We start from the raw sequence: 21,560 nt of genomic DNA on the forward strand, positions 1-21,560 counted from the left end.
GTTATTACAGCCCTGGCAGTGCCAGCATCTGGTCGAGGGCGACTCGTGCCCAGTGGGCGTCGTCCTCATCCACGACGATCTGGTTGATTTCCTGTCCTGCCACGAGGGATTCCATCGCCCACACGAGGTGCGGGAGGTCAATCCGGTTCATGGTGGAGCAGAAGCACACGGTGTCATCGAGGAAGTGGATGTTCTTGTCGCTGTGCGCGTTTGCGAGACGGCGCACGAGGTTGAGTTCGGTTCCGATCGCCCACGAGGATCCTGGCTCGGCTGCTTCCAGCGTCTTGATGATGTACTCGGTTGACCCAACGTAGTCGGATGCAGCGATGACCTCGTGCTTGCACTCGGGGTGAGACAAAATGTTTACGCCTGGAACGGCGGCGCGCATGTCCTCGATGTTCTTGAGCGAGAAACGCCCGTGTACGGAGCAGTGTCCACGCCACAGGATCATGCGGGCACGGTTGAGTTCCTCCTGGGTGAGTCCGCCGTTTGGCTTGCGTGGATCGTAGACCACGCAGTCGTCGAGCGAGAGACCCAGTTTCAGCACGGCGGTGTTGCGGCCGAGGTGCTGGTCTGGCAGGAAGAGGACCTTTCCGGTGCCTTCGACTCCGCCGACCTGATCGAACGCCCAGCGTAGGGCGACCTCGGCGTTGGATGACGTGCACACGGTTCCGCCGTGGCGACCGGTGAAGGCCTTGATTGCGGCGGTCGAGTTCATGTAGGTCACGGGGATCGTCTGCTCGGCGATTCCGGCGGCCACAAGGTCGTCCCATGCATCCTCAACCTGGTTGATCGCTGCCATGTCCGCCATCGAGCAACCGGCAGCGAGGTCGGGAAGGATGACCTTCTGGAAGTCTGAGGTGAGGATGTCCGCGCTTTCCGCCATGAAGTGCACGCCACAGAAGATGATGTATTCAGCCTCGGGGCGGGCGGCCGCCTCGCGGGCAAGCTTGAAGGAGTCACCGGTCACATCGGCGAAATCGATGACCTCGTCGCGCTGATAGTGGTGACCAAGGATGAAGGCGCGGTCGCCGAGGGCAGCGCGGGCCACGCGAGCGCGTTCGACCAGGTCGGGATCACTCGCTGCGGGCAGGCCACCGGCGCACTCAACGCCGCGTTCGGAAACGAGGTCGCGGTTCTGCCCCAGGAGGAGCAGGGCGGGCGACTTGGTGGGCTCTTGGAACGTGGTGCCTAGCAATGTACTCACCCAACCATCATCCCATATGTGGACTAGGACCCGATAAGCGGATGGGCGCAGTTGCATCACGATTCCGCAGGGCGTGAGCCGAGGCGTTATGGTTTTTCACATGCGGGTTCTCATCATCGCCGACGAACCAGTCGACCAGTCGGGGCAGTTTGTCACCTCTCAACTCGTTTCCTCGTGGCAGGATGCCGCCCTGCACACCCAAGTGTTCGGGCTTCCGTTTGCCTCTGACACTGCGGCTGTGCGTGCCGTGTGGCAGCATCACGCCGCGACGCGTGGCGGCTTCACTCAGACCGCGTTGGTGATCGCCTACCCGGGGATGTCGCGCTGGCAGACCTTGCTTGCCGACGAGTTGGTCACGGCGGTGCGCTCGGGTTGCTCTCGGGTTGTGGTCGCGTTACCGCGGTATGCCTATCCCGACAGCGGGGCAGGGTTGCTGTCAAAGCTGATTGACCGGATCGGTGCGATGGTGTTGCCTGCCAGCGAAATACTCGCGGACCCCGAACTCTACGATTCGTCTGTATATGCCGTGGCTGAGTTCCTGGCGGATATGGACGTGATCGTGACCTACACCGAGAACGTTCCGTTGACGGGCATGCATGGCATGTCGGGCACGGCCGCTCTGCTGGGCGACCTTGAGAGCAGCGAAGCGCAAGAGCGCGAGCGCATCAACTCATCGTTGTTGTTCGGGTTGGGGAAGATAGGGCAGCCGTTACATACCCATGAACCGTCGCTACTGGTTGGCGGTGCACCCTCAACCGAGAACTACAAAGGCCTCGCACGACACGATGCCGCAGGAGCGGCAGGCGGTGCAGGCTTCGCGTTGCTCGCGGCTGGAGCCCGAGCGCTGCCGCTCAGCCGCGTCCTGGCCGCACAGTTCGACCTACCGCAACACGTCGCCGCCAGCGACCTTGTCGTCGTCAATCAGGAAGTCCTCGACGGACGTACCCACGCAAACTCGACCCTCGGCATTGCAACGGAACTGGCAGCGCAGCATGCGCTGCCAGTCGTCGCGATCACTCGGGAACAGATCATGAGCACTCGCGAACTCGCCGCCGCAGGTATCTCCGGCAGTTACGTGTGCGACGACACTCAACTCAACGAAACCGCCGCACGGCTGGCCATATCGTGGACACCCAACCGCTGAAACGGTGATATACCTCGCTTAGTATCCAGAGAAGGCCTCAACCGCACTACAATGTTTCTCGACGCAGGAATAACCGCGCCCGCTGTGAAGTTGGAACCTAATGTATTGAACGACACATCGGTGATATGGGTAAACCACGCGGAACTGCATCCGACCTTTTCGCAAGCACAACGGAGAAAAAGATGAGCGAAACGACTGACATCGCAACACACGGCGTGCTGCTGACCGACTTTGCTGCTGGCAAGATCAAGAGCCTCCTCGAGCAGGAGGGTCGCGATGACCTCCGTCTTCGTGTTGCAGTTCAGCCAGGTGGTTGCTCCGGACTGATCTACCAGCTCTACTTCGACGAGCGTCTGCTCGATGGTGACCACGTACGCGACTTCGATGGCGTTGAGGTGGTCGTGGACAAGATGAGCGTTCCCTACCTCGAGGGCGCGACCATCGACTTTGCCGACACGATCGAGAAGCAGGGCTTCACAATCGACAACCCGAACGCAGGCGAAGGCTGCGCGTGCGGTGGTTCGTTCGCCTGATCGAATCCCCAAAAGCATGTGGGCTGCTCTCAGATCTCTGGGAGCAGCCCACTTTTGTTTTCAGGTACGTGTGATGGTCACCGTGTAACGGACGCTCCACGGATCATCCGTGAACACCGGGTCGGAGCACCTGTGTCCCTTCATGCGGGCCCATGAGACGATGTCGTACTCGGCTGCTGGGTCCGACGAGACGATGTCGATGTCATCGCCCGGCTGTAGCGTGGCCGCCATTTTGGCCATCTTGATGATCGGTATGGGACAGCGCAGCCCGATCGTGTCGAGGACGTGGGTGGTCATAGATCCTCCGCTCCCATGAGAGAGCGCACCGAACGTACCGCGCGGGGGAGTACCTCAATAAAACGGTCCACGTCCTGTTGCGTGACGTCCCAATCGAGCGCTACCCGGACATTGCCGTGCGTCAGCACGCCCATCGCAGCCAGCACGTGGCTTGGATTCAGGGTGGCTGAGGTGCACGCGGAACCGGAACCGACCGCGAAACCGTGCTTGTCGAGTTCCGATGTGATTGCTTCACCGTCCACGTACAGGAACGAGAACGTTGCGAGATGCGGGAGCCTATCATGCGGGTCACCCACGACCTCAGCATCTGGGATGTGCGCTGCCGCTGCTCGGATCTGGTCGATCCATGCCCGGTGTTGGTTGGCGCGGACCTGCCGTAGCCGTTCAGTCTCCGAGAGCGTCACTGCCGCCGCAAACAGTGCCGGCAGGCTCGCGCCGCCGGGAAACCAAGCATCCTGATCTTCTGGCCAGGTGCGACGTGTACGTGTGCGTGGCTTGAGTGCGAGGATGCCGATGCCTGAACCCGCACCCCAATCTGCTGGATTGGCCACGAGAGCATCCCAATCGGTGCGCGCTGGGGCAGCAATGTGACCGATGGACGCCGAGGCATCCACGAGCAGGGGAACCTGAGCTGTGCGGGCAAGCTCCGCGATTTCACCAACGGGTTGAATGGTACCCACCTCATGGTTCGCCTGTTGGAGAGCCGCGAACGCGGTCGGTTGTTCCTTGAGAGCGTGCGCGAAGCCATCCACCTCCACACGTCCCCGTGAATCGACCTCAATGAGCGTGTGCTCCCCATGGAACATCGTCGCGTTGATGAGAGCGGAACGTTCAACCGCACCCATAACCGTCATGTTCGAGACACGCGCCCGACCCGCACAGAGTGCAGCGACGGCAGTGTGTAGAGCGGATGTTGCCGAGGGGGCGACATGGATCTCATCGGTACGCGCTCCGAGCACCGCTGCAATCGTCTCGCGAGACGCATCGAACAGAGAACGGGCCCTGCGACCTTCCGTATGCAGTCGACGGTGATCCGCCCAACCGTCCTCAAGCGCCTGCAGGTAGGCAGAACGTCCCAATTCAGAGATGCGCGCGTTTCCCCCCGCATCGAAGTTTGCACGCGCCGCAATGGTCTCAGAGTGCGAGCCATGAGTGGACGAGTCTGCGTTATCGAACACGGAGGGAGTCATGCTGGTTTTCTTTCCTTATGCGGTCTCAGGAGGCCTGTCGGCCGAAGGGCCAACGCGTTGTCCACATGGTGAACCGTAGGTTTCGTGCGACTTCACAATAAAGTGAAGATTCGGGAGAGACAGTCAGAACATCCACCGGATAATGACACCTCGGTGGAATCTGTGGCGAACTTTGTCCCTTGCGGTAATTCTCACACGGAAACCGGGGGTTTGATTGTTCCACTAGCGTGTTTGCACGATACGCTAACACTGTCGAGGACGAAGGTCCCGTGTTGACCCGCCCAGGCGACGGCACAGGGACGTGAAGTGAAAGGCCCCCCTTTGCGCTCGCAAAATAATAAAAGCAGTGCTCGCATGAAAGGCTTGTTGCTAGGTGCAACAGGCCTTCTCGTGCTGACAGTCTCAGGGTGTTCCCCCGAGGCGCAGCGTGGCTGGATGCCAGGCTACGAAGACGGCCCCGTCACCAACATGACCGAACGCATCACCAACCTCTGGGTTGGTTCATGGATTGCGGCGCTCATCGTTGGTGTACTCGTATGGGGCCTGACAATCTGGTGTGTCGTCGTATACCGGAAGCGTAAGGGCGACAACAAGTTGCCAGTGCAAACCCGATACCACCTGCCACTCGAGATCCTTTATACGGTGGTTCCCATCGTCATGGTCGGCGTGCTGTTCTTCTACACGCAACGCGACATGGCCGCAATCCGTGCCACCGACGCCACCCCAGACATCAGCATCGAGGTCTACGGTAAGCAATGGAGCTGGGACTTCAACTACCTGGACGATGACGTCTACTTCTCGGGCACTCACGTGGCCAACGTCGGTGAGCTTGAGGGCAGCCTCGGAGAACGCGGCACCCATGAATCGCTCCCAACCCTGTACCTACCGGTCAACAAGACCGTTGAGTTCACCCTTGTCTCACGCGACGTGAACCACTCGTTCTGGATCCCCGCGTTCCTGGACAAGATGGACATGATTCCGGGCCGCTCCAATACCTGGCAGGTCATCCCACTGCGCGAGGGATACTACGCCGGAAAGTGCGCGGAACTGTGCGGTGAATACCACTCCGGAATGCTCTTCCAGGTCGCTGTCGTCAGCGAGGAAGAGTACGAGGCAAAGATGGACGAACTGCGCGAGCAGGGCAACGTTGGTCGCCTCGGGGAAGAACTCAACCGTTACAAGCACTATGACGCACAATCTGAGGGGAGTGAGCACTGATGGGCGCTACAACCCCAGAACACGTTCCAGGTCTGCGTAACGATCGCCAAACCCTTGGCCGTACTATCGTCAAGTGGATCACGTCAACTGACCACAAGACGATCGGGTACATGTACCTGATCGCATCGTTCATCTTCTTCTGCATCGGTGGCCTGATGGCTCTTGTCATCCGCGCAGAACTCTTTGAGCCAGGCATCCAGATCGTTCAAAGCCTCGAACAGTACAACCAACTGTTCACCATGCATGGAACGATCATGCTGTTGCTCTTCGCAACACCGCTGTTCGCCGGATTTGCCAACTTCCTCGTACCACTGCAAATCGGTGCCCCAGACGTCGCGTTCCCACGCCTCAACGCCTTCGCGTTCTGGCTGTTCCTCTTCGGAGGACTCATCGCAAGCGCAGGCTTCTTCACCCGTGAAGGTGCAGCCTCCTTCGGCTGGTTCGCATACACGCCACTGTCATCCACCACCTACAGCCCTGGCTCGGGTGGGGACCTCTGGGTCTTTGGTCTGGCACTCGGTGGTTTCGGTACGATCCTTGGTGGTGTCAACTTCATCACCACGATCATCACGATGCGTGCACCAGGTATGACGATGTTCCGCATGCCAATCTTCACGTGGAACACCCTCGTCACCTCGATGCTCATCATCATGGCGTTCCCACCGCTCGCATCCGCGCTGTTTGCACTCGGCTCGGATCGTCGTCTCGGCTCGCAGATCTTCCTCCCCGAAAACGGTGGGTCGATCCTGTGGCAGCACCTCTTCTGGTTCTTCGGACACCCCGAGGTGTACATCATCGCGCTACCGTTCTTCGGCATCGTCTCTGAGATCTTCCCAGTCTTCTCGCGTAAACCGATCTTCGGTTACAAGGGTCTGATCTACGCGACAATCGCCATCGCAGCGCTCTCCGTTACCGTGTGGGCTCACCACATGTACGTCACCGGTGCGGTCATGCTCGACTTCTTCGCGTTCATGACCATGCTCATCGCGGTACCAACGGGCGTGAAGTTCTTCAACTGGATCGGAACCATGTGGCGTGGAAAGCTCACGTTCGAGACGCCGATGCTCTGGTCAATCGGATTCCTCGTGACCTTCCTCTTCGGTGGTCTGACCGGTGTGATCCTTTCGAGCCCAGCGATGGACTTCCAACTCTCCGACTCCTACTTCGTGGTGGCGCACTTCCACTACGTGGTCTTCGGAACCGTTGTGTTCGCAATGTTCGCGGGCTTCTACTTCTGGTGGCCGAAGTTCACCGGACGCATGCTCAACGAACGCCTTGGAAAGGTTCACTTCTGGCTGCTGTTCTTCGGCTTCCACGCGACCTTCCTTGTGCAGCACGTGCTCGGCGTCGAAGGCATGCCACGCCGTTACGCGGACTACCTGCAGGAAGACGGGTTCACATTCCTGAACCAGGTATCCACCGTAGGATCTTTCGTCCTCGCGGCATCCACCCTTCCATTCCTGTGGAACGTCTACATCACCTGGCGTAACGCGCCAAAGGTAGAGGTGGATGATCCATGGGGCTTCGGTGGATCACTCGAATGGGCAACCTCATGCCCACCACCACGCCACAACTTCGTATCCCTTCCACGCATCCGTTCCGAACGCCCAGCCTACGACCTGCACCACCCAGAGGTTGCAGCGATGGACCACCCAGTAGCGCCGCAAACGCCACTGGACCACATCTATGGTGAGGCAGAGCGTACGGGCCAGGAAGAAGTTCTGGACCAGAACCCCGAGTCGAATGACGACAGTGGAAAGGAGAACTGAGCATGAAGATCGAGGCAAACCTCTTTAACCTTCTGATCCCGTTCTTCATCGTGATCGCAGTGATCTACGGGTTCATGACCGATTGGAACGAATGGGTTGGTTTCACCTGTTTGATCCTCACCGCCGGTCTTGTGTTCATGGTGGGTGTGTATCTCTCACTCGTAGCTCGTCGGATTGACCCACGTCCATCCGATGACCCCGAAGGCGAAATCGCTCAAGGTGCAGGGCCCTACGGCTTCTTCTCACCTTGGAGTTGGTGGCCAATCGTTCTCGCCGGTGCAGCATCGATCTGCTTCCTTGGTGTTGCGATCGGCTGGTGGATCTTCGGAGTCGGCGCCGTACTGGGGGTTATCGCTCTGGTGGGCTGGGTATTCGAGTACTCACGCGGAATCCACTCGCACTGATCTGAGGCCGCTTTCACACTCGACAGATGGGAGGGCCTCCCCGGACGTTTCCGGGGAGGCCCTCCCATCTCTATTTCCTTTTGGCGGCTGGTCGGACTAGGGGCAGACGTGTCCCCGCAGCCCTTACCACCCAAGGTCTACAACCAAGCTCATCCACACGTTTTGGCCGTTAGCCTCTACTTCGAAAGTTCACGCGCGTCCACTACACATGGCCTGCGGGAACTGTTCCCAGATCAAGCTCTATGCCTCTAGCTCTACCAAAACCAGGCTTCGACGTTGCGACATTTTCTGGCGATATCGCCGACACAGCCGCAACGTCGGGGCATTGGTCGTGAGCCCGGGCCGGAGTAGGAACTTAGATGCACAGTGAGCCCAGAAGACAGGGAACGTTAAGCGGGCAAGTATGTGGAAAGCCCTCTAACCGATACCTAGGAGAAACGAAAGAGGGCCCCTGAATGGTTTCAGGAGCCCTCTAGGCGCTTCTGTTAGGGTCATTTCTGGCCGATAAACCCTCTCAGGCAGGCGTTTATGCGCGCGTCATCACGCAGGAAGGATAAGCCCAGCGGTCTGGGTGCGTGCACGGGCGAAACGTTCGCCTGCATCCTTCCAGTTAACGATGTTCCACCATGCGGTGACATAGTCTGCACGCACGTTCTGGTAGTCGAGGTAGTACGCGTGCTCCCATACGTCAAGAAGGACGATTGGGGTCAGGCCCAGTGGGATGTTTCCCTGCTGGTCGTACAACTGGACGATGATGAGCCTCGAGCCTACGGAGTCCCATGCGAGGATTGCCCAGCCGGAACCCTGAACGCCCGCGGCAACAGCAGCGAAGTGCTTCTTAAAGGCCTCGAAGGAGCCGAACTGCTCATCGATTGCAGCCGCCAAGTCGCCCTCAGGCTCGCCACCCTCAGGGGAGAGGTTCGCCCAGAACGCGGTGTGGTTTACGTGTCCACCAAGGTTGAAGGCGAGGTTCTTTTCGATCTGGTTGATCGCCGAGAAGTCACTCTTTTCACGTGCTTCCTCGAGTTGCTCGAGTGCGGTGTTGGCACCGGTGACATATGCGTTGTGGTGCTTCGAGTGGTGCAACTCCATGATGCGACCGGAGATGTGTGGCTCAAGAGCGCCGTAATCGTAAGAAAGTTCTGGCAGCGTGTACACAGCCATACCCTGTACCTCCAACTAGTGGTGTCTTCGATCGGTTGATCGAACGATCTTTAGTTACAACAAGGAGGCCCGCGATCCATTCCCACGAAATTCGTAAGAAACTGGATCGCGGGCCTCCTGGCAACCTTGCCTCCAAACTACTTGAAGGCGTCGGTCGCGTCCAACGTTCGAGCGTTTATTAACCTAATGGCTAACATAACGCCGCATGTTAGTGGCCACCCTCGTGGTGGTCGTCCGAGAGTTCGGATGGACGTACTGGCTCAACGCGGTCCTCGTAGAAGAACCTCGAGAGTTTCTGCCAGCGACGATCAGCCTTGTATCCCTTACGGCGGACGCCGCGCGAGTCTTCGGCTGGTTCAATCTCAAGTGGCGCGTGGGCGTCGTAGTTGACGCGCAGCCAGCGCTCCTGCTCGTTGAGCGGGGTGTGAACCTCAATGGTCTCACCACTTGCAAACTGGTAGACGTTACCGGATTCGTGTCCGTGCAGCACGAGTTCGCGGTCCTTGCGCTGTAGCGACAAGCAGATGCGCTTGGTGATCCAGAACGTCACCACTGGGAGGACGAACAATAGGATACGCAGCGCCCACGTGATCGAGTTCAGCGACATGTGGAAGTGGGTTGCAACGAGGTCATTGGAACCTGCCACCGCAAGAACTATGAATGCGGACAGGAATGCCACGCCGAGAGCCGTACGGGTCGGCACGTTACGTGGACGATCCAATACGTGGTGCTCGCGCTTGTCGTTGGTTACACGTGCTTCAACGAACGGATAAACGGCGAGGAACGTAAACAGCAGACCTGGTACGACCACCGCAGGAATCAGGATGTTCAACGAAAGGGTGTAGCCAGCGATGACGTACTCGGTCTGACCGGGCATCAGTCGCAGGGAGCCTTCGAGGAACAGCATGTACCAGTCAGGTTGCGCGCCCGCGGAGACAGGGGACGGGTCGTAGGGGCCGTAGTTCCACACGTTGTTGATTGCCATGGTTCCACCCATGAGGGCGAGAACGCCGAAGACGATGAAGAAGAATCCACCGGCCTTCGCAACGTAGACAGGGAACAATGGGAAACCCACGACGTTCTTGTCGGTACGGCCACCACCCGGGTACTGGGTGTGCTTGTGGAGGACCACGAACAACAGGTGCAGTGCGATCAGTGAAATGATCAGTGCAGGCACAACCATCACGTGCAGAGAGAACAGACGAGGGATGATGTGCTCGCCTGGGAATTCTCCACCGAAGATGAAGTAGGACATGTATGACCCGATGATCGGAATCGACTTCACAACACCGTCGGTGATACGCAGACCGTTACCGGACAGAACATCATCTGGCAGCGAGTAACCGGTGAAGCCTGCCAGGAGGCCCAGGATCATCAGCAGGAAGCCGACCATCCAGTTGAGCTCACGTGGCTTGCGGAACGCACCGGTGAAGAAGACGCGCATCATGTGGGTCACGATGGAAGCCATGAACAGCAGTGCGGCCCAGTGGTGTACCTGACGCATCAGGAGTCCACCTGGCACCTCGTAGGAGGTGTACAGAGTGGATGCGAAGGCCTCGGACATGAGGCGCCCGTCCATCGATGCGATAGGGCCGTGGTAGGTGACAAGGCTCATCGACGGAACGAAGAACATGGTCAGGAAGAATCCCGAGACGAGCAGCACGATGAACGAGTACAGCGCTATCTCACCCAGGAGGAATGACCAGTGGTCAGGGAAAACCTTACGAGCAAATCCCTTGACCGCTACTGCAATGTTGGTCCGCTGGTCTAGGTAGTCTCCGGCAGCGGCTGCCTTCTTGGCGGTAGGTGTTGTCACTTGAGACGCTCCCAGTAGCTAGGACCGATAGGTTCATTGAAGTCGTCCTGTGCGATCAGGTAGCCCTCGTCATCGACGGTGATTGGCAACTGAGGCAGTGCACGCTTTGCCGGACCGAACACAACCTTTGCGCCGTCAGCTACGTCGAACGTGGACTGGTGGCATGGGCACAGAAGGTGGTGTGTCTGTTGCTCGTAGAGAGCCACGGGGCAGCCAACGTGGGTGCAGATCTTGGAGTAGGCGACGATTCCGTCGTAGCTCCAGGACTTGCGCTCCTCTGTTTCCTTGAGGTCTTTGGGGTCGAGGCGCACGAGGAGGACAACGGCCTTTGCCTTCTCGGTGATCCAGTGGTGGGACGAACGCTCTTCTTCGGTTGCCTCAGGAATGATGTGCACAACGGAACCGAGAGTGACATCGGAGGCCTTGAGTGGGCGTCCGTTCGGGTCCGTGGTCAGACGCGTGCCCCGCTTCCAGATGGTGTGACGGAACTTGGACACATCCCAGTCTCCACCCACCGAGGAAACCAGTGGCACGGCGATGGTCAGTGGGAACAGGGCGAGTGCCGTGATCATCGTTCCCTTCAGAACGGTACGGCGCTCAATGTTTGCGTCCTTGACACCCTGGGTCAGCTCTGCAACTGCTGCTTCGCGGTCTTCAGGCGTGGACTCAAGGGGGTGACGCTCATCCACGACCTCATGGTCGGACATGAGGGCCTTGGCCCAGTGAACTGCTGCGGTACCGATGCCGAGCAGCGCGAAACCGATGGAGAGTCCGAGCGCGAGATTGGCGTTGCGTACAGACTCGGTGGTGCCCTCTGGACGGATTGCGAAGAAAACCACGATCGAGGCGATCGTACCGATGATCGAGATCAGGAAGAGGATCGAGACCTGAAGTTCAGCGCGCTTGGCGGCCTTCGGATCCTTGTCGCTCATCCGCTCTTTGTGCTCAGGTAGGCCCGGGTCAACAAAGCGGTCTGCGAGGAGGTCTACCCCTGAGTCGACGTGGCTCTTGTTCTGTTCACTCATGAGGATTTAGCTCCAATCCATACGGCGAATCCGATGAGCACGCCCATTCCGACGACCCATACCCAGACACCCTCGGAAACTGGTCCGAGCGAGCCGAGGCCGAGTCCACCGGCGGATCCGTCACGCTGCTCTACGACGTAGGCGATGATGTCGCGCTTCTCTTCTGGGGTCAGCGTCGCGTCGTTGAAGACCGGCATCGACTGAGGGCCAGTGAGCATCGCCTCGTAGAGGTGGGTTGGAGTGGTGTCCCAGAGGGCAGGAGCGAACTTTCCCTCGGAAAGCGCACCACCGGCACCGACAGCGTTGTGGCACATCGCGCAGTTGGTTGCGAACAGCGCGGCACCGCTTGCTGCGTCACCGAGTTCTGGGTCAACGGCGTCTGCGGATGGAATGGAGGGGCCAGGGCCGAGAGAAGCCACATACGCGGACAACTGACGTGTCTGGGTTTCGTCCATCTGTACTGGCTTGGCCGGCGCCTGAGGCGCAGTGGACTGCATGGGCATGCGTCCGGTGCCTACCTGGAAGTCAACGGCTGCAGCACCGACACCGATCAGCGAAGGAACGGTATCGGTTCCTTCTGCGTCTGGTCCGTGGCAGGTTGCGCAGTTGGCCAAGAAGAGCTTTCGACCCTCTTCAATATCTTGAGTTGTCGCAGTATCCGCGCTGGCCGAGCTTGGTGCGAACGCTGCGTAAGCAGCGCCGACAACAAGCAGCGCGAACATAACGAGCACCACCGGCATGAAGCGGTGGTGTCGGCGGGCAGCGAGTGCCTTCACGAATCGATCCTCGTCTCGCTATGGGGGGGATGAGTGGTTAGTGCGGTTGAGCACTCGAGTGCTGCTATGCGCTCCAGTGCTTGTTCCTGCTACTGCAGGATGTAGATGGCGATGAATAGGCCAACCCACACAACATCGACAAAGTGCCAGTAGTAGGACATGACGATGGAGGTGGTTGCTTCATGGTGTCCGAACTTCTTCGCGGAGAACGAACGGCCAAGAAGGAACAGGAATGCGAACAGTCCGCCGAGGACGTGGAGTCCGTGGAAGCCTGTGGCCAAGAAGAATACGGATCCGAATGGGTTGTTCGAGATGGTCAGGCCGTGGGACACGAGCTCTGCGTATTCGAAGACTTGGAGTGCGATGAAGACGCTACCCATGATGAAGGTCAGAGTGATCCACTCGTTCATGCCCCACTTGGTGACCTGGAAGAGCGAGCCAGAACGCACTGGCTGGAAGCGCTCCGCCGCCTTGACGCCTGCTTCGCAGACGAAGGATGAGGCAACCAGGATGAGCGTGTTCACGGCGGCGAACGGCACGTTCAGGTGGCTTACGCCCTCGCTCCACTGCTCAGCCGGAATCGTGGCACGGATGGTGAAGTACATCGCGAAGAGACCCGCGAAGAACATGAGTTCGCTCGAGAGCCACACGATGGTTCCAACCGACACTGGGTTCGGACGGTTCACAGTTACGTGATGTTGTGCTTTTGGAGAAGCAGTTACAGTCGACACAAGGTCAATTATGGCTGATGTTTGGCTCTGGGTGGGTCCAAAGACCCAGTATTTCGCGGGTTGAATCTCACAATCTGCAACGTTTTGATAAAACTCGCCGCTCCTTGTGACGAATCAAAAACAAGTGTCACTAAACTTGACCGGGTTGTGGGCTTCAGTCCTTGCTGAGCGCCAGCATCTGAGATAGTGATATTGGTAGCAGCGCCGCTCGCGCTGACCCCTCGATAAGTGAACGTGAGGTTGCAATGACCAGCACCCCCGGGGCTAAAGGTCCCCTTTCTGTCCTGCTGTACTCGAACGACTCAGATGTGCGCGCGCATGTGCGTAATGCGCTGGGCGACGACGTAGACGGGGTGGAGATTCGATGGCAGGATACTGCGACCTTCGGTGCGCTTGACGAACTTGTGAAGAACCAGAGGTTTGACCTGATCATTCTCGACGGTGAAACGCACAAGGTCGGCGGTATGGGAGTTGCTCGCGAGTTGAAGAACTCCGTATATGACTGCCCGCCAATCCTGCTGCTGACTGGGCGCGCCCAGGATGCATGGCTCGCGTCGTGGTCGTTGGCCGATGGGGCTGTTCCGCGTCCACTTGACGCGTTTGAGTTGCAGGATGCTGTGCGTTCGCTGCTCACACAAGATGTGGTTGTCGCGGAACGCTGATGACTGAGGGAACATTCACGTGGCCGGAGTTGACGGCTGCGTTACTCCGTCATGAAGACCTGTCTGCTGATGCCACTGGATGGGCTATGTCCACGATGATGGCCGGTCAGGCAAGCCCTGTCCAACTCGCAGGCTTTCTGATTGCTCTTCGGTCGAAGGGGGAAACCGTTGAGGAGATGGAAGGTCTCGCCGCGGCGATGATTGAGAATGCTGTTCCCTATCCTGACCTCGAGTCGGCGGCATCGGCTGTGGACATCGTTGGCTCAGGCGGCGACCGACTGCACACGGTGAACATCTCGACGATGGCCTCGCTCGTCATCGCTGCGACGGGTATCAAGGTGGTCAAGCACGGTAATCGAGCCTCCTCGTCCTCATCCGGGTCCGCAGACGTTCTGGAGGCGTTGGGGATCCCGCTGGATCACAGCCCCGCACGCATCGCTGAGATCGGTCGGGAAGTGGGTATCACCTTCTGCTTCGCGCAGACTTTCCATCCTGCAATGCGGTTCGCAGGTCCAACGCGCAAGGAGTTGGGTCTGCCAACAGCGTTTAACTTCATCGGGCCGCTCACCAATCCGGCCCACCCAAGGGCTGTTGCCGTGGGCGTCGCCGATGCTCACATGGCACCGCTGGTTGCCGGTGTTTTCGCGCGCCGCAAGACGGAGGCTCTCGTGTTCCGTGGTGCGCTCGGCCTCGATGAGCTCGCGGCGATCGGTCCCGTGGATATCTGGACTGTCTTCGACGGGGAGGTCGAACAGCACAGGATTGATCCCGTGGCCGATCTTGGGCTGCCCGAGATTTCCGTTGATGACATCAAGGGCGCATCTGCGCAGTACAACGCACAAGTGGCGTTGGAGTTCTTTGGTGGCGCACCAGGAGCCGTTCGCGACACCGTTCTATTGAACGCCGCCGCGGCGATTGTCGCCGACGGTACTCTTGCGGGCGTGCGTGACGGTTCGCTGTCCCAGAACCTCAAAAAGGCGATGGACTACGCCGCCGACGCGATTGACTCGGGCCGGGCCCTTCGGGTCCTTGAGCGCTGGCGCGAGGTGGCGAGCGCGTAATCCCGTCTGGGGTCAGATATGCGTTGGGGAGCAGTTCAGTGGAACTGCTCCCCAACGTTTTGTGAGTGTTGCCTGGTTTTTCGTTCTGCTTGGCGACGAGCCCACATCTCCCAGCACGCACGGATGTTCTGCGTACGCGAGCGCGCCGGAAGCTGAGAGGAACAGCCTGAGCGCGGTGATCGTCGTCAATGAAGAGGGCAGAGTCGGCATCCGCCAAAGTGCACTCACAGTGGCGACTTCGGTTTCAGCGTGCGCAAAAGCGCATCCACATGTACCGCGGGTGTGGATCACGTAACTCTCAACGAGAGGGGTGACGTGGTCCGCAGGCTAGACCCCTATGTCGAAGGCCTCGTCGAGGTCCCTGCTGGAGAACTCGCGGAAGGCCAGGTAGGTCCGGGTGCGCTGTACGCCAGCGATCTTCGAGATCTTGTCGGCGATGACATCCGCAAAGTCATGGTGGTCGGGAACCTTGACGATCGCGATGAGGTCCACTTCACCGGTCACCGAGTACACCTCCGACACGCCATTTACCTCAGCGATCTGCGTGGCGACTTCTGGGATCAACGCCTGTTCGGTGTCGATCATGACGATAGCGGTTGGCATGGTGCTCCTTCGCAGTGTGCGGTGGATGGGTGGTGCATCAAACCCACTCTAACCGCGATAAACGCCACCGTTCGGCCACGACACCTTCCATGGGACATATCTGTCTGTTTCCCACACTGGAGATCGGGCCGAGCGGTGGCGTCCATGGCCACGCGGCGTGCTCTTTAGTCGATGCGCTGCACATCCTTGTAGAGTTCATCCACCTCGTGTGCGAAGTCCTTCAGCACGAGGTTGCGCTTCACCTTGAGCGACGGGGTGAGGTAGTCGTTAGCGACGGTGAAGTCGGTGTCAAGGATTGAGAACTTACGGATCGACTCGGCCCGAGATACTGCGCGATTCGCGCGGGCGACTGCCTGATCGAGTGCGGCGAGTACATCAGGGTTGGTCTTTGCCTGTTCCAGTGTGAGCGATTCAAGGCCACGTGCGGAGAGCCAGTTCGGTAGCGCCTCCATGTCGATGGTGATGAGGGCTGCGATGAATGGTTGTGCGTCACCCACAACGACAACTTGGCTGACGAGAGGGTGCGAGCGCACCCGATCCTCAAGGACAGCCGGAGCGACGTTCTTGCCGCCGGCGGTCACGATGATTTCCTTCTTACGGCCAGTGATGCGCAGGAAACCCTCGTCATCAAGTGAACCAATGTCACCGGTGCGGAACCAGCCATCGGCAAATGCTTCCTTGGTGGCTTCCTCGTTGTTGCGGTACCGCACGAAGACGTTGTGCCCCTTGACCAGGATCTCACCGTCCTCTGCGATTTTTACAGCGGTGCCAGGAAGCGGTGGGCCAACGGTACCGATCTTGATGTTCTCTGGAATGTTGACGGTGACCGGAGCAGTTGTCTCAGTCAGGCCGTAGCCTTCGAGGACGACGAGGCCAACGCCGCGGAAGAAGTGTCCAAGACGCTCACCAAGCGCTGCACCCCCAGAGACGGCATACTTGCAGTCGCCTCCCAGAGCCGCACGGATCTTCTTCAACACCAAGGCATCGGCGATCTTGTGCTGCAGCGAGATCGCGAGGCCGGGACCCTTGGGCTCATCGAGTGCTCGGGAGTACGAGATCGCAACGCGGGCTGCCCAGTGGAAGATCTTGCCCTTGCCGCCTGCGACTGCCTTCTGCTCCGACGAGTTGTACACCTTCTCGAACACGCGCGGAACAGACAACAGGTACGACGGTTTGAACGTAGCGAGCGCCGGAAGGAGATCGGCCACGTTCGAGACGTGCCCGAGAACCGATCCACCGGGCACAACCAGCACGTGGATGAAACGTGCGAAGACGTGTGCGAGAGGCATGAACATCAGGGTGCGGCGTGAACCGTACTCAAGGAGTTCCTTCATGCGCTCAGAGGCGTTTTCCGAGAGCTCATAGAAGTTACCGTGGATCAACTCGGCACCCTTTGGGCGTCCGGTGGTTCCCGAGGTGTAGATGATGGTGGCAAGAGAATCGAGATTCGCAGCGCCACGCCGTTCAGTCAGATCGAAGTCAGGGACCTGGGTCCCACGCGCCGAGATGGTTGCAAGGGCATCATTGTCGATAACGAGAGTTTCTTCGAGAGAGGGCGTGGATGGCCTCGCTTCGGCGATGACGTCGGCAAGTGCTTGAGTTTCGGCAAAAATCAACTTTACTTGCGAGTCGTTGACGATCCACTCCACCTGCTCAGCGGAGGAGGTCTCATACAGCGGGACGCTGACGGCGCCGGCTGCCCAGATCGCCCAGTCAAGGAGGGACCACTCGTAACTGGTACGAGACATGATTCCAACGCGTTCGCCCGGGCCGATGCCGCTCGCAATAATGCCCTTGGCGACAGCCTCAACTTCCTTGTTGAACTCAGCAGCTGTGATTTTGACCCATTGGCCGTCGGCTCCCTGGCGTTCCATGAGGGCTCCATGGGGCGCTGAGGAAACGCGTTTCGCGAGGAGATCGTTGAGATTCTTTCCTCGGTCGACGGTTACGAGCAGCGGTGTTGAGAATTCGTCCATTCTGGCTCCTTTGGCAGCGGGCGATATGCGCGGTGACATGAAACTGGTGCGATGTGCATTGAGTGGTAGAACCTGAGTAGGCTTATCGCACTGTTGCTTTTACGCAGTTAAGACAGTACCTAACCCTTGCGAGTTATGTCACTGTCACTTCCGAACAAAAACTAGTCACATTAGGGATAGATTATGCACGCCATTGGCGTTGACATCGGCGGTACCAAGATAGCTGCGGGTGTGGTTGATGAGCATGGAAACATCCTCGCCCAAACCCGTATTGCGACCGTAGCGGATGACCCGGCCAGCATTGATGCCTCGATTGCAGCGGTCTGTAAGGAATTGTCGCAGGAATACACTATCGGCGCCATTGGGCTTGCGGCTGCTGGGTTCTGCAGCCCTGACCGTTCGAGCGTGCAGTTTGCCCCTAACATCACCTGGCGTGACTATCCCATCGCGGCAAACGTGCGCGAACTCATCGGAACCGATATCCCCATCGTCGTTGAGAACGACGCGAACGCAGCAGGCTGGGCCGAGTTCCAGTTTGGAGCCGCACGCCACGTCTCCAACATGTTGACCCTGACCGTGGGAACCGGTCTCGGTGGCGCAATCGTCATTGATGGACAGCTCGTGCGCGGTGGCTTTGGGGTTGGCGCTGAGGTCGGACACATGCGCGTTGTGCCCAATGGTCATCTGTGCGGCTGTGGGCATGAGGGTTGCTGGGAGCAGTACTCCTCGGGTTCCGCACTTGTGCGCGAGGCCCGTGCCGCCGCTATCAAAGAGCCTGCCGTCGCCGCATCATTGATCGAGCGGGCCGGTGGGGATGTCAGCCAGATCAACGGGCCGATTGTGACTGCAGCCGCGCAGGACGGTGACGAACTCTCACTTCATCTGCTTTCGGAACTTGGCCGTTGGATCGGTGAGGGCGCGGCATCCGTTGCGGCCCTACTCGACCCAGAGATCATCGTGCTTGGCGGGGGAGTGGCCGCAGCGGGCGAACTTCTGCTCAAGCCCGCTCGCGAGGCCTTCCTGGAAGCCCTGCCAGCGCGCGGACACCGTGCCGAAGCGGAGTTCGCGATTGCGCAGATGGGCAACTCTGCCGGCATCGTCGGCGCTGCGGATCTCGCGCGACGTTAATGCCAAATGGGACAGGTGCCACGTGGCACCTGTCCCCATCAAGCATCCAAACTGTCAGACCTGGGCTCCTCCATCGGAGTCCAAGGAAGATCGTTCGGTAGGCATTCGCCAGATGAGCAGCGCAACGCCACCAACGAACATGACCGCCAATGCGATGATCGCAAGACGCAATTGGGTACCGGTGAATAAATAGGTGATGAACAGGCCAACGATGCCAAACAGTGTCAAGAACCAGCCAAGATTGCGGGCAGGATCACGGCTCAACTCAAAAGCAGGGTCCGGCTGCTGGAACGCATCCAACTCGTCGAGGATCACGTCATCGTCAGCCCAATCCCGAGGTGTGCCAGCGGCTACAGACCCTGCCGACATCTCATCTGACGTCGTGTCCCGTCCTGACCATGCCGCCGAATCAACCCATGGAGCACGCGGGAAATTGAGGTCATCTTGGTTGCTCACGGTGCGTGCGGTTTTATCATCGGCGGATTCCGTGGAAAGATCAGATAGTTCAGAAACTATTTCATCGAACACCTGCGCTGTCAGTTCAGGATCGTTGAAGTAATCTGAACTACGGAAGGATTGACCCTCGGCCTCATCGGGTTCTTGCCCGCCTGGTATCTGGGGTTCACGATTCGCCATAGTTACTACTCTAGTTGGTGTGGGCATGCACGAGCGTGTCTGAGGAGGCCCTTTGTTTTACTGGTTGATGAAACGAGTGTTCGTGGGCCCCATCCTCAAACTGATGTTCCGTCCCTGGGTCAAGGGCTTGGAGAACATCCCAGAGCAGGGCGCCGCGATCATCGCGGGTAACCACCTTGCGGTGATCGACTCGTTCGTACTGCCGCTTGTGCTCGACCGCGAGATCGTCTTCATCGGTAAGTCCGACTATTTCAATGGAAAAGGCCTCCGCGGACGTATGGTCGCTGGCTTTATGAAGCGGGTCGGCACAATTCCAGTTGATCGCTCCGGTGGACGTGCGTCTGAGGCCGCACTGCGTACCGGTCTACGCCGACTCGAAGAGGGTGGGCTGTTCGGGATCTACCCAGAGGGCACCCGATCACCAGATGGACGGCTTTATCGTGGCAAAACCGGAGTCGCCCGTCTCGCACTCGAATCAGGGGCACCGGTCATACCCGTTGCCATGATCGGCACAGATGTCGCACAGCCGATTGGTCGCCGCATCCCGAAACCCGTACGAATCGGCGTCATCATCGGCGAGCCGATGGACTTTTCACGCTACAAGGGCATGGAAAGCGACCGCTTCATCCTGAGATCCGTCACCGACGAGATCATGTACTCCCTCATGAGCATTTCCGGCCAGGAATATGTAGACATTTACGCTGCAACGGCAAAGGCGCGCATTGCAGCAGGTGTTCCCCAAGATTCAGAACCTAAGGGCCCCGCAGCCCCAGGTGGTCGTCCGGTACCCGAGGTTCAGGTGCCGGAACCCCCGGAAACAGGAAGCGGAACGCCAGTAGACTAGGTTTTGGATTTTTGCTGATTGCACCGCACGCGGTGCGAACCGCACATAACCCTGCATGAGCCTGCCAAAAGGCAGGAATCCGTGAACTACACGAGCATGCCGGGTCACTCATGTCACGAACAGTGTCGCCTTGAAATCGGCGACTCAAGGAAGAGGTTGTAAGGATGACGGTACGTCGCGTCGCCCTGCTCACTGCAGGTGGATTCGCACCATGTCTCTCGTCCGCAGTGGGCGGTCTGATCGAGCGTTACACCGAGATCGCACCAGAGGTCGAGATCATTGCCTACCAGTACGGCTATCATGGCCTGCTCACCGGCAACAAGATCGTTATTGACGAAGAGGCCCGCAAGCAGGCGGGTATTCTGCACCGCTTCGGTGGTTCGCCAATTGGCAACTCGCGCGTCAAGCTCACCAACGCTGCTGACTGCGTCAAGCGAGGGCTTGTCAAGGAGGGTGAGAACCCACTGACCGTTGCTGCCCAGCAACTCAAGTCCGATGGCGTTGATGTGCTCCACACCATCGGCGGCGACGACACCAACACGACCGCCGCGGACCTGGCTGCATACCTCGCTGAGAACGACTACGGCTTGACCGTTGTGGGCCTTCCAAAGACCATCGACAACGACGTTGTGCCGATCCGTCAGTCGCTAGGCGCCTGGACCGCTGCTGAAGAGGCCGCTCAGTTCGCGTTCAATGTCATCGGAGAGCACCGCTCCGGTCCACGCATGCTGATCGTGCACGAGGTTATGGGACGCCACTGTGGCTGGCTGACCGCCGCTGCTGCCGCTGAGTACCGCAAGTTCCTTGACACGCTGGAATGGGCTCCAGCCTTGGGCTTGACCCGTGAACGCTGGGACGTGGACGCTGTGTTCCTTCCGGAACTCAAGCTCGACATCGATGCTGAGGCTGAGCGCCTCAAGGCAGTGATGGACTCCAAGGGCAACGTCAACATCTTCCTCTCCGAGGGCGCGGGCATGCACGAGATCGTTGAGCAGCTTGAGGCTGCTGGTCAGACCGTCGAGCGCGACCCCTTCGGCCACGTCAAGCTCGACACCATCAACCCCGGCCAGTGGTTTGCCAAGCAGTTCGCCGAGAAACTGGGTGCCGAGAAGGTCATGGTCCAGAAGTCGGGCTACTACTCGCGTGCTGCCGCGGCAAACGCTGAGGATCTGCGCCTGATCAAGTCGATGACCGACCTTGCTGTTGAATGCGCACTTCGCGGAGAGGCAGGCGTTATCGGCCACGACGAGGAGCAGGGCGACCGCCTGCGCGCGATCGAGTTCCCACGCATTGCCGGTGGCAAGGCATTCGATGTGAACCAGGCATGGTTCGACGAACTGCTCGCTGGCATCGGACAGTCGAAGGTAACCGCCTGA

21 protein-coding genes are annotated in these 21,560 nt (G+C 59.0%); 10 read left to right on the forward strand and 11 right to left on the reverse strand.

Annotated elements, in window-relative coordinates; genetic code table 11:
• Positions 1-4 precede the first annotated feature (4 nt).
• Positions 5-1,207 carry a quinolinate synthase NadA gene (gene nadA / locus ACFSYH_RS01665; protein ID WP_377464720.1) on the reverse strand — a complete coding sequence of 401 codons (1,203 nt, stop codon included), beginning with the start codon at positions 1,205-1,207 and terminating at the stop codon, positions 5-7.
• A gap of 100 nt (positions 1,208-1,307) precedes the next feature.
• Between nadA and ACFSYH_RS01670 the strand changes: the two genes are divergently transcribed.
• Both ACFSYH_RS01670 and ACFSYH_RS01675 read left to right on the forward strand, forming a co-directional pair.
• The gene (locus ACFSYH_RS01670) at positions 1,308-2,351 is read left to right on the forward strand and encodes a glycerate kinase (RefSeq protein WP_377464722.1); all 1,044 of its coding nucleotides are present in this window, start codon (positions 1,308-1,310) and stop codon (positions 2,349-2,351) included.
• Positions 2,352-2,533: 182 nt separating this feature from the next.
• Positions 2,534-2,884, forward strand: coding sequence for a HesB/IscA family protein (locus ACFSYH_RS01675; RefSeq protein ID WP_377464723.1), 351 nt, complete (start codon positions 2,534-2,536; stop codon positions 2,882-2,884).
• A 60-nt stretch (positions 2,885-2,944) separates the two neighbouring features.
• Here ACFSYH_RS01675 and ACFSYH_RS01680 read toward each other — a convergent pair whose 3' ends face one another.
• Both ACFSYH_RS01680 and ACFSYH_RS01685 read right to left on the reverse strand, forming a co-directional pair.
• Positions 2,945-3,181 (reverse strand): sulfurtransferase TusA family protein, encoded by a 237-nt coding sequence (locus tag ACFSYH_RS01680; RefSeq protein ID WP_377464724.1) that lies wholly within the window; start codon positions 3,179-3,181, stop codon positions 2,945-2,947.
• A complete protein-coding gene (locus tag ACFSYH_RS01685) occupies positions 3,178-4,371 on the reverse strand; it encodes a cysteine desulfurase family protein (protein ID WP_377464725.1) in 1,194 nt (397 codons plus the stop codon). Before ACFSYH_RS01685 ends, ACFSYH_RS01680 begins: the two co-directional genes overlap by 4 nt.
• Positions 4,372-4,725: 354 nt before the next feature.
• Between ACFSYH_RS01685 and ctaC the strand changes: the two genes are divergently transcribed.
• The 3 genes from ctaC to ACFSYH_RS01700 are packed head-to-tail and all read left to right on the forward strand — an operon-like array spanning position 4,726 to position 7,762.
• Entirely contained in the window at positions 4,726-5,589 is an 864-nt protein-coding gene (gene ctaC, locus ACFSYH_RS01690) for an aa3-type cytochrome oxidase subunit II (protein ID WP_377464726.1), read from the forward strand.
• The gene (gene ctaD / locus ACFSYH_RS01695) at positions 5,589-7,358 is read left to right on the forward strand and encodes an aa3-type cytochrome oxidase subunit I (RefSeq protein WP_377464728.1); all 1,770 of its coding nucleotides are present in this window, start codon (positions 5,589-5,591) and stop codon (positions 7,356-7,358) included. The genes ctaC and ctaD overlap by 1 nt, the downstream gene beginning before the upstream one ends.
• 2 nt (positions 7,359-7,360) lie before the next feature.
• Entirely contained in the window at positions 7,361-7,762 is a 402-nt protein-coding gene (locus ACFSYH_RS01700; RefSeq protein ID WP_377464729.1) for a cytochrome c oxidase subunit 4, read from the forward strand.
• Positions 7,763-8,302: 540 nt separating this feature from the next.
• Here ACFSYH_RS01700 and ACFSYH_RS01705 read toward each other — a convergent pair.
• The 5 genes from ACFSYH_RS01705 to ctaE all read right to left on the reverse strand — a co-directional run bounded on the left by ACFSYH_RS01705 (position 8,303) and on the right by ctaE (position 13,274).
• Positions 8,303-8,926 carry a superoxide dismutase gene (locus tag ACFSYH_RS01705; RefSeq protein ID WP_377464730.1) on the reverse strand — a complete coding sequence of 208 codons (624 nt, stop codon included), beginning with the start codon at positions 8,924-8,926 and terminating at the stop codon, positions 8,303-8,305.
• Positions 8,927-9,134: 208 nt separating this feature from the next.
• The gene (gene qcrB, locus ACFSYH_RS01710; RefSeq protein WP_377464731.1) at positions 9,135-10,742 is read right to left on the reverse strand and encodes a cytochrome bc1 complex cytochrome b subunit; all 1,608 of its coding nucleotides are present in this window, start codon (positions 10,740-10,742) and stop codon (positions 9,135-9,137) included.
• On the reverse strand, positions 10,739-11,767 hold the full coding sequence (qcrA, locus tag ACFSYH_RS01715; protein WP_377464732.1) for a cytochrome bc1 complex Rieske iron-sulfur subunit: 1,029 nt from the start codon (positions 11,765-11,767) through the stop codon (positions 10,739-10,741). Before qcrA ends, qcrB begins: the two co-directional genes overlap by 4 nt.
• Positions 11,764-12,543 (reverse strand): cytochrome bc1 complex diheme cytochrome c subunit, encoded by a 780-nt coding sequence (gene qcrC, locus ACFSYH_RS01720; protein WP_377464733.1) that lies wholly within the window; start codon positions 12,541-12,543, stop codon positions 11,764-11,766. Before qcrC ends, qcrA begins: the two co-directional genes overlap by 4 nt.
• Positions 12,544-12,632: 89 nt before the next feature.
• Positions 12,633-13,274, reverse strand: a complete 642-nt coding sequence (gene ctaE, locus ACFSYH_RS01725; protein WP_377464734.1) for an aa3-type cytochrome oxidase subunit III — start codon at positions 13,272-13,274, stop codon at positions 12,633-12,635.
• Positions 13,275-13,519: 245 nt separating this feature from the next.
• Between ctaE and ACFSYH_RS01730 the strand changes: the two genes are divergently transcribed.
• Together ACFSYH_RS01730 and trpD are read left to right on the forward strand one after the other, a co-directional pair.
• Complete coding sequence (locus tag ACFSYH_RS01730; protein WP_377464735.1) at positions 13,520-13,936, forward strand: hypothetical protein; 417 nt, start codon at positions 13,520-13,522, stop codon at positions 13,934-13,936.
• Entirely contained in the window at positions 13,936-14,997 is a 1,062-nt protein-coding gene (trpD, locus tag ACFSYH_RS01735) for an anthranilate phosphoribosyltransferase (protein ID WP_377464736.1), read from the forward strand. Before ACFSYH_RS01730 ends, trpD begins: the two co-directional genes overlap by 1 nt.
• Positions 14,998-15,324: 327 nt before the next feature.
• On the opposite strand, the gene ACFSYH_RS01740 is transcribed toward trpD, so the two are convergent.
• Positions 15,325-15,600, reverse strand: a complete 276-nt coding sequence (locus ACFSYH_RS01740) for an Lrp/AsnC family transcriptional regulator (protein ID WP_377464738.1) — start codon at positions 15,598-15,600, stop codon at positions 15,325-15,327.
• 164 nt (positions 15,601-15,764) lie between these two features.
• Positions 15,765-17,576 (reverse strand): AMP-dependent synthetase/ligase, encoded by a 1,812-nt coding sequence (locus tag ACFSYH_RS01745; RefSeq protein ID WP_377464740.1) that lies wholly within the window; start codon positions 17,574-17,576, stop codon positions 15,765-15,767.
• 183 nt (positions 17,577-17,759) lie between these two features.
• Between ACFSYH_RS01745 and ACFSYH_RS01750 the strand changes: the two genes are divergently transcribed.
• Positions 17,760-18,704, forward strand: coding sequence for an ROK family glucokinase (locus ACFSYH_RS01750; RefSeq protein WP_377464741.1), 945 nt, complete (start codon positions 17,760-17,762; stop codon positions 18,702-18,704).
• A 54-nt stretch (positions 18,705-18,758) separates the two neighbouring features.
• Here ACFSYH_RS01750 and ACFSYH_RS01755 read toward each other — a convergent pair whose 3' ends face one another.
• Positions 18,759-19,340, reverse strand: coding sequence for a hypothetical protein (locus tag ACFSYH_RS01755; RefSeq protein WP_377464742.1), 582 nt, complete (start codon positions 19,338-19,340; stop codon positions 18,759-18,761).
• 67 nt (positions 19,341-19,407) lie between these two features.
• Here ACFSYH_RS01755 and ACFSYH_RS01760 point away from each other — a divergent pair, with 67 nt between their 5' ends.
• Positions 19,408-20,184: a lysophospholipid acyltransferase family protein gene (locus ACFSYH_RS01760; protein ID WP_377465227.1), complete on the forward strand. Its 777-nt coding sequence runs from the start codon at positions 19,408-19,410 to the stop codon at positions 20,182-20,184.
• A gap of 164 nt (positions 20,185-20,348) precedes the next feature.
• A complete protein-coding gene (locus ACFSYH_RS01765) occupies positions 20,349-21,560 on the forward strand; it encodes a pyrophosphate--fructose-6-phosphate 1-phosphotransferase (protein WP_377464743.1) in 1,212 nt (403 codons plus the stop codon).

Origin of the sequence: Populibacterium corticicola (assembly GCF_042683685.1) — a bacterium.
GTDB classification, from domain to species: Bacteria; Actinomycetota; Actinomycetes; order Actinomycetales; family Cellulomonadaceae; genus Timonella; species Timonella corticicola.

Bases quoted from the DNA above. Each gene is read 5' to 3' on its own strand.
- ACFSYH_RS01670 (WP_377464722.1), top strand. From the start codon at position 1,308: ATGCGGGTTCTCATCATCGCCGACGAACCAGTCGACCAGTCGGGGCAG.
- ACFSYH_RS01700 (WP_377464729.1), top strand. From the start codon at position 7,361: ATGAAGATCGAGGCAAACCTCTTTAACCTTCTGATCCCGTTCTTCATC.
- ctaC (WP_377464726.1), top strand. From the start codon at position 4,726: ATGAAAGGCTTGTTGCTAGGTGCAACAGGCCTTCTCGTGCTGACAGTC.
- qcrA (WP_377464732.1), bottom strand. From the start codon at position 11,767: ATGAGTGAACAGAACAAGAGCCACGTCGACTCAGGGGTAGACCTCCTC.
- ACFSYH_RS01675 (WP_377464723.1), top strand. From the start codon at position 2,534: ATGAGCGAAACGACTGACATCGCAACACACGGCGTGCTGCTGACCGAC.
- ACFSYH_RS01730 (WP_377464735.1), top strand. From the start codon at position 13,520: ATGACCAGCACCCCCGGGGCTAAAGGTCCCCTTTCTGTCCTGCTGTAC.
- ACFSYH_RS01740 (WP_377464738.1), bottom strand. From the start codon at position 15,600: ATGCCAACCGCTATCGTCATGATCGACACCGAACAGGCGTTGATCCCA.
- ACFSYH_RS01750 (WP_377464741.1), top strand. From the start codon at position 17,760: ATGCACGCCATTGGCGTTGACATCGGCGGTACCAAGATAGCTGCGGGT.
- ACFSYH_RS01755 (WP_377464742.1), bottom strand. From the start codon at position 19,340: ATGGCGAATCGTGAACCCCAGATACCAGGCGGGCAAGAACCCGATGAG.
- trpD (WP_377464736.1), top strand. From the start codon at position 13,936: ATGACTGAGGGAACATTCACGTGGCCGGAGTTGACGGCTGCGTTACTC.
- ACFSYH_RS01760 (WP_377465227.1), top strand. From the start codon at position 19,408: ATGAAACGAGTGTTCGTGGGCCCCATCCTCAAACTGATGTTCCGTCCC.
- ctaD (WP_377464728.1), top strand. From the start codon at position 5,589: ATGGGCGCTACAACCCCAGAACACGTTCCAGGTCTGCGTAACGATCGC.
- ACFSYH_RS01680 (WP_377464724.1), bottom strand. From the start codon at position 3,181: ATGACCACCCACGTCCTCGACACGATCGGGCTGCGCTGTCCCATACCG.
- ACFSYH_RS01765 (WP_377464743.1), top strand. From the start codon at position 20,349: ATGACGGTACGTCGCGTCGCCCTGCTCACTGCAGGTGGATTCGCACCA.
- ACFSYH_RS01745 (WP_377464740.1), bottom strand. From the start codon at position 17,576: ATGGACGAATTCTCAACACCGCTGCTCGTAACCGTCGACCGAGGAAAG.
- ACFSYH_RS01705 (WP_377464730.1), bottom strand. From the start codon at position 8,926: ATGGCTGTGTACACGCTGCCAGAACTTTCTTACGATTACGGCGCTCTT.
- ACFSYH_RS01685 (WP_377464725.1), bottom strand. From the start codon at position 4,371: ATGACTCCCTCCGTGTTCGATAACGCAGACTCGTCCACTCATGGCTCG.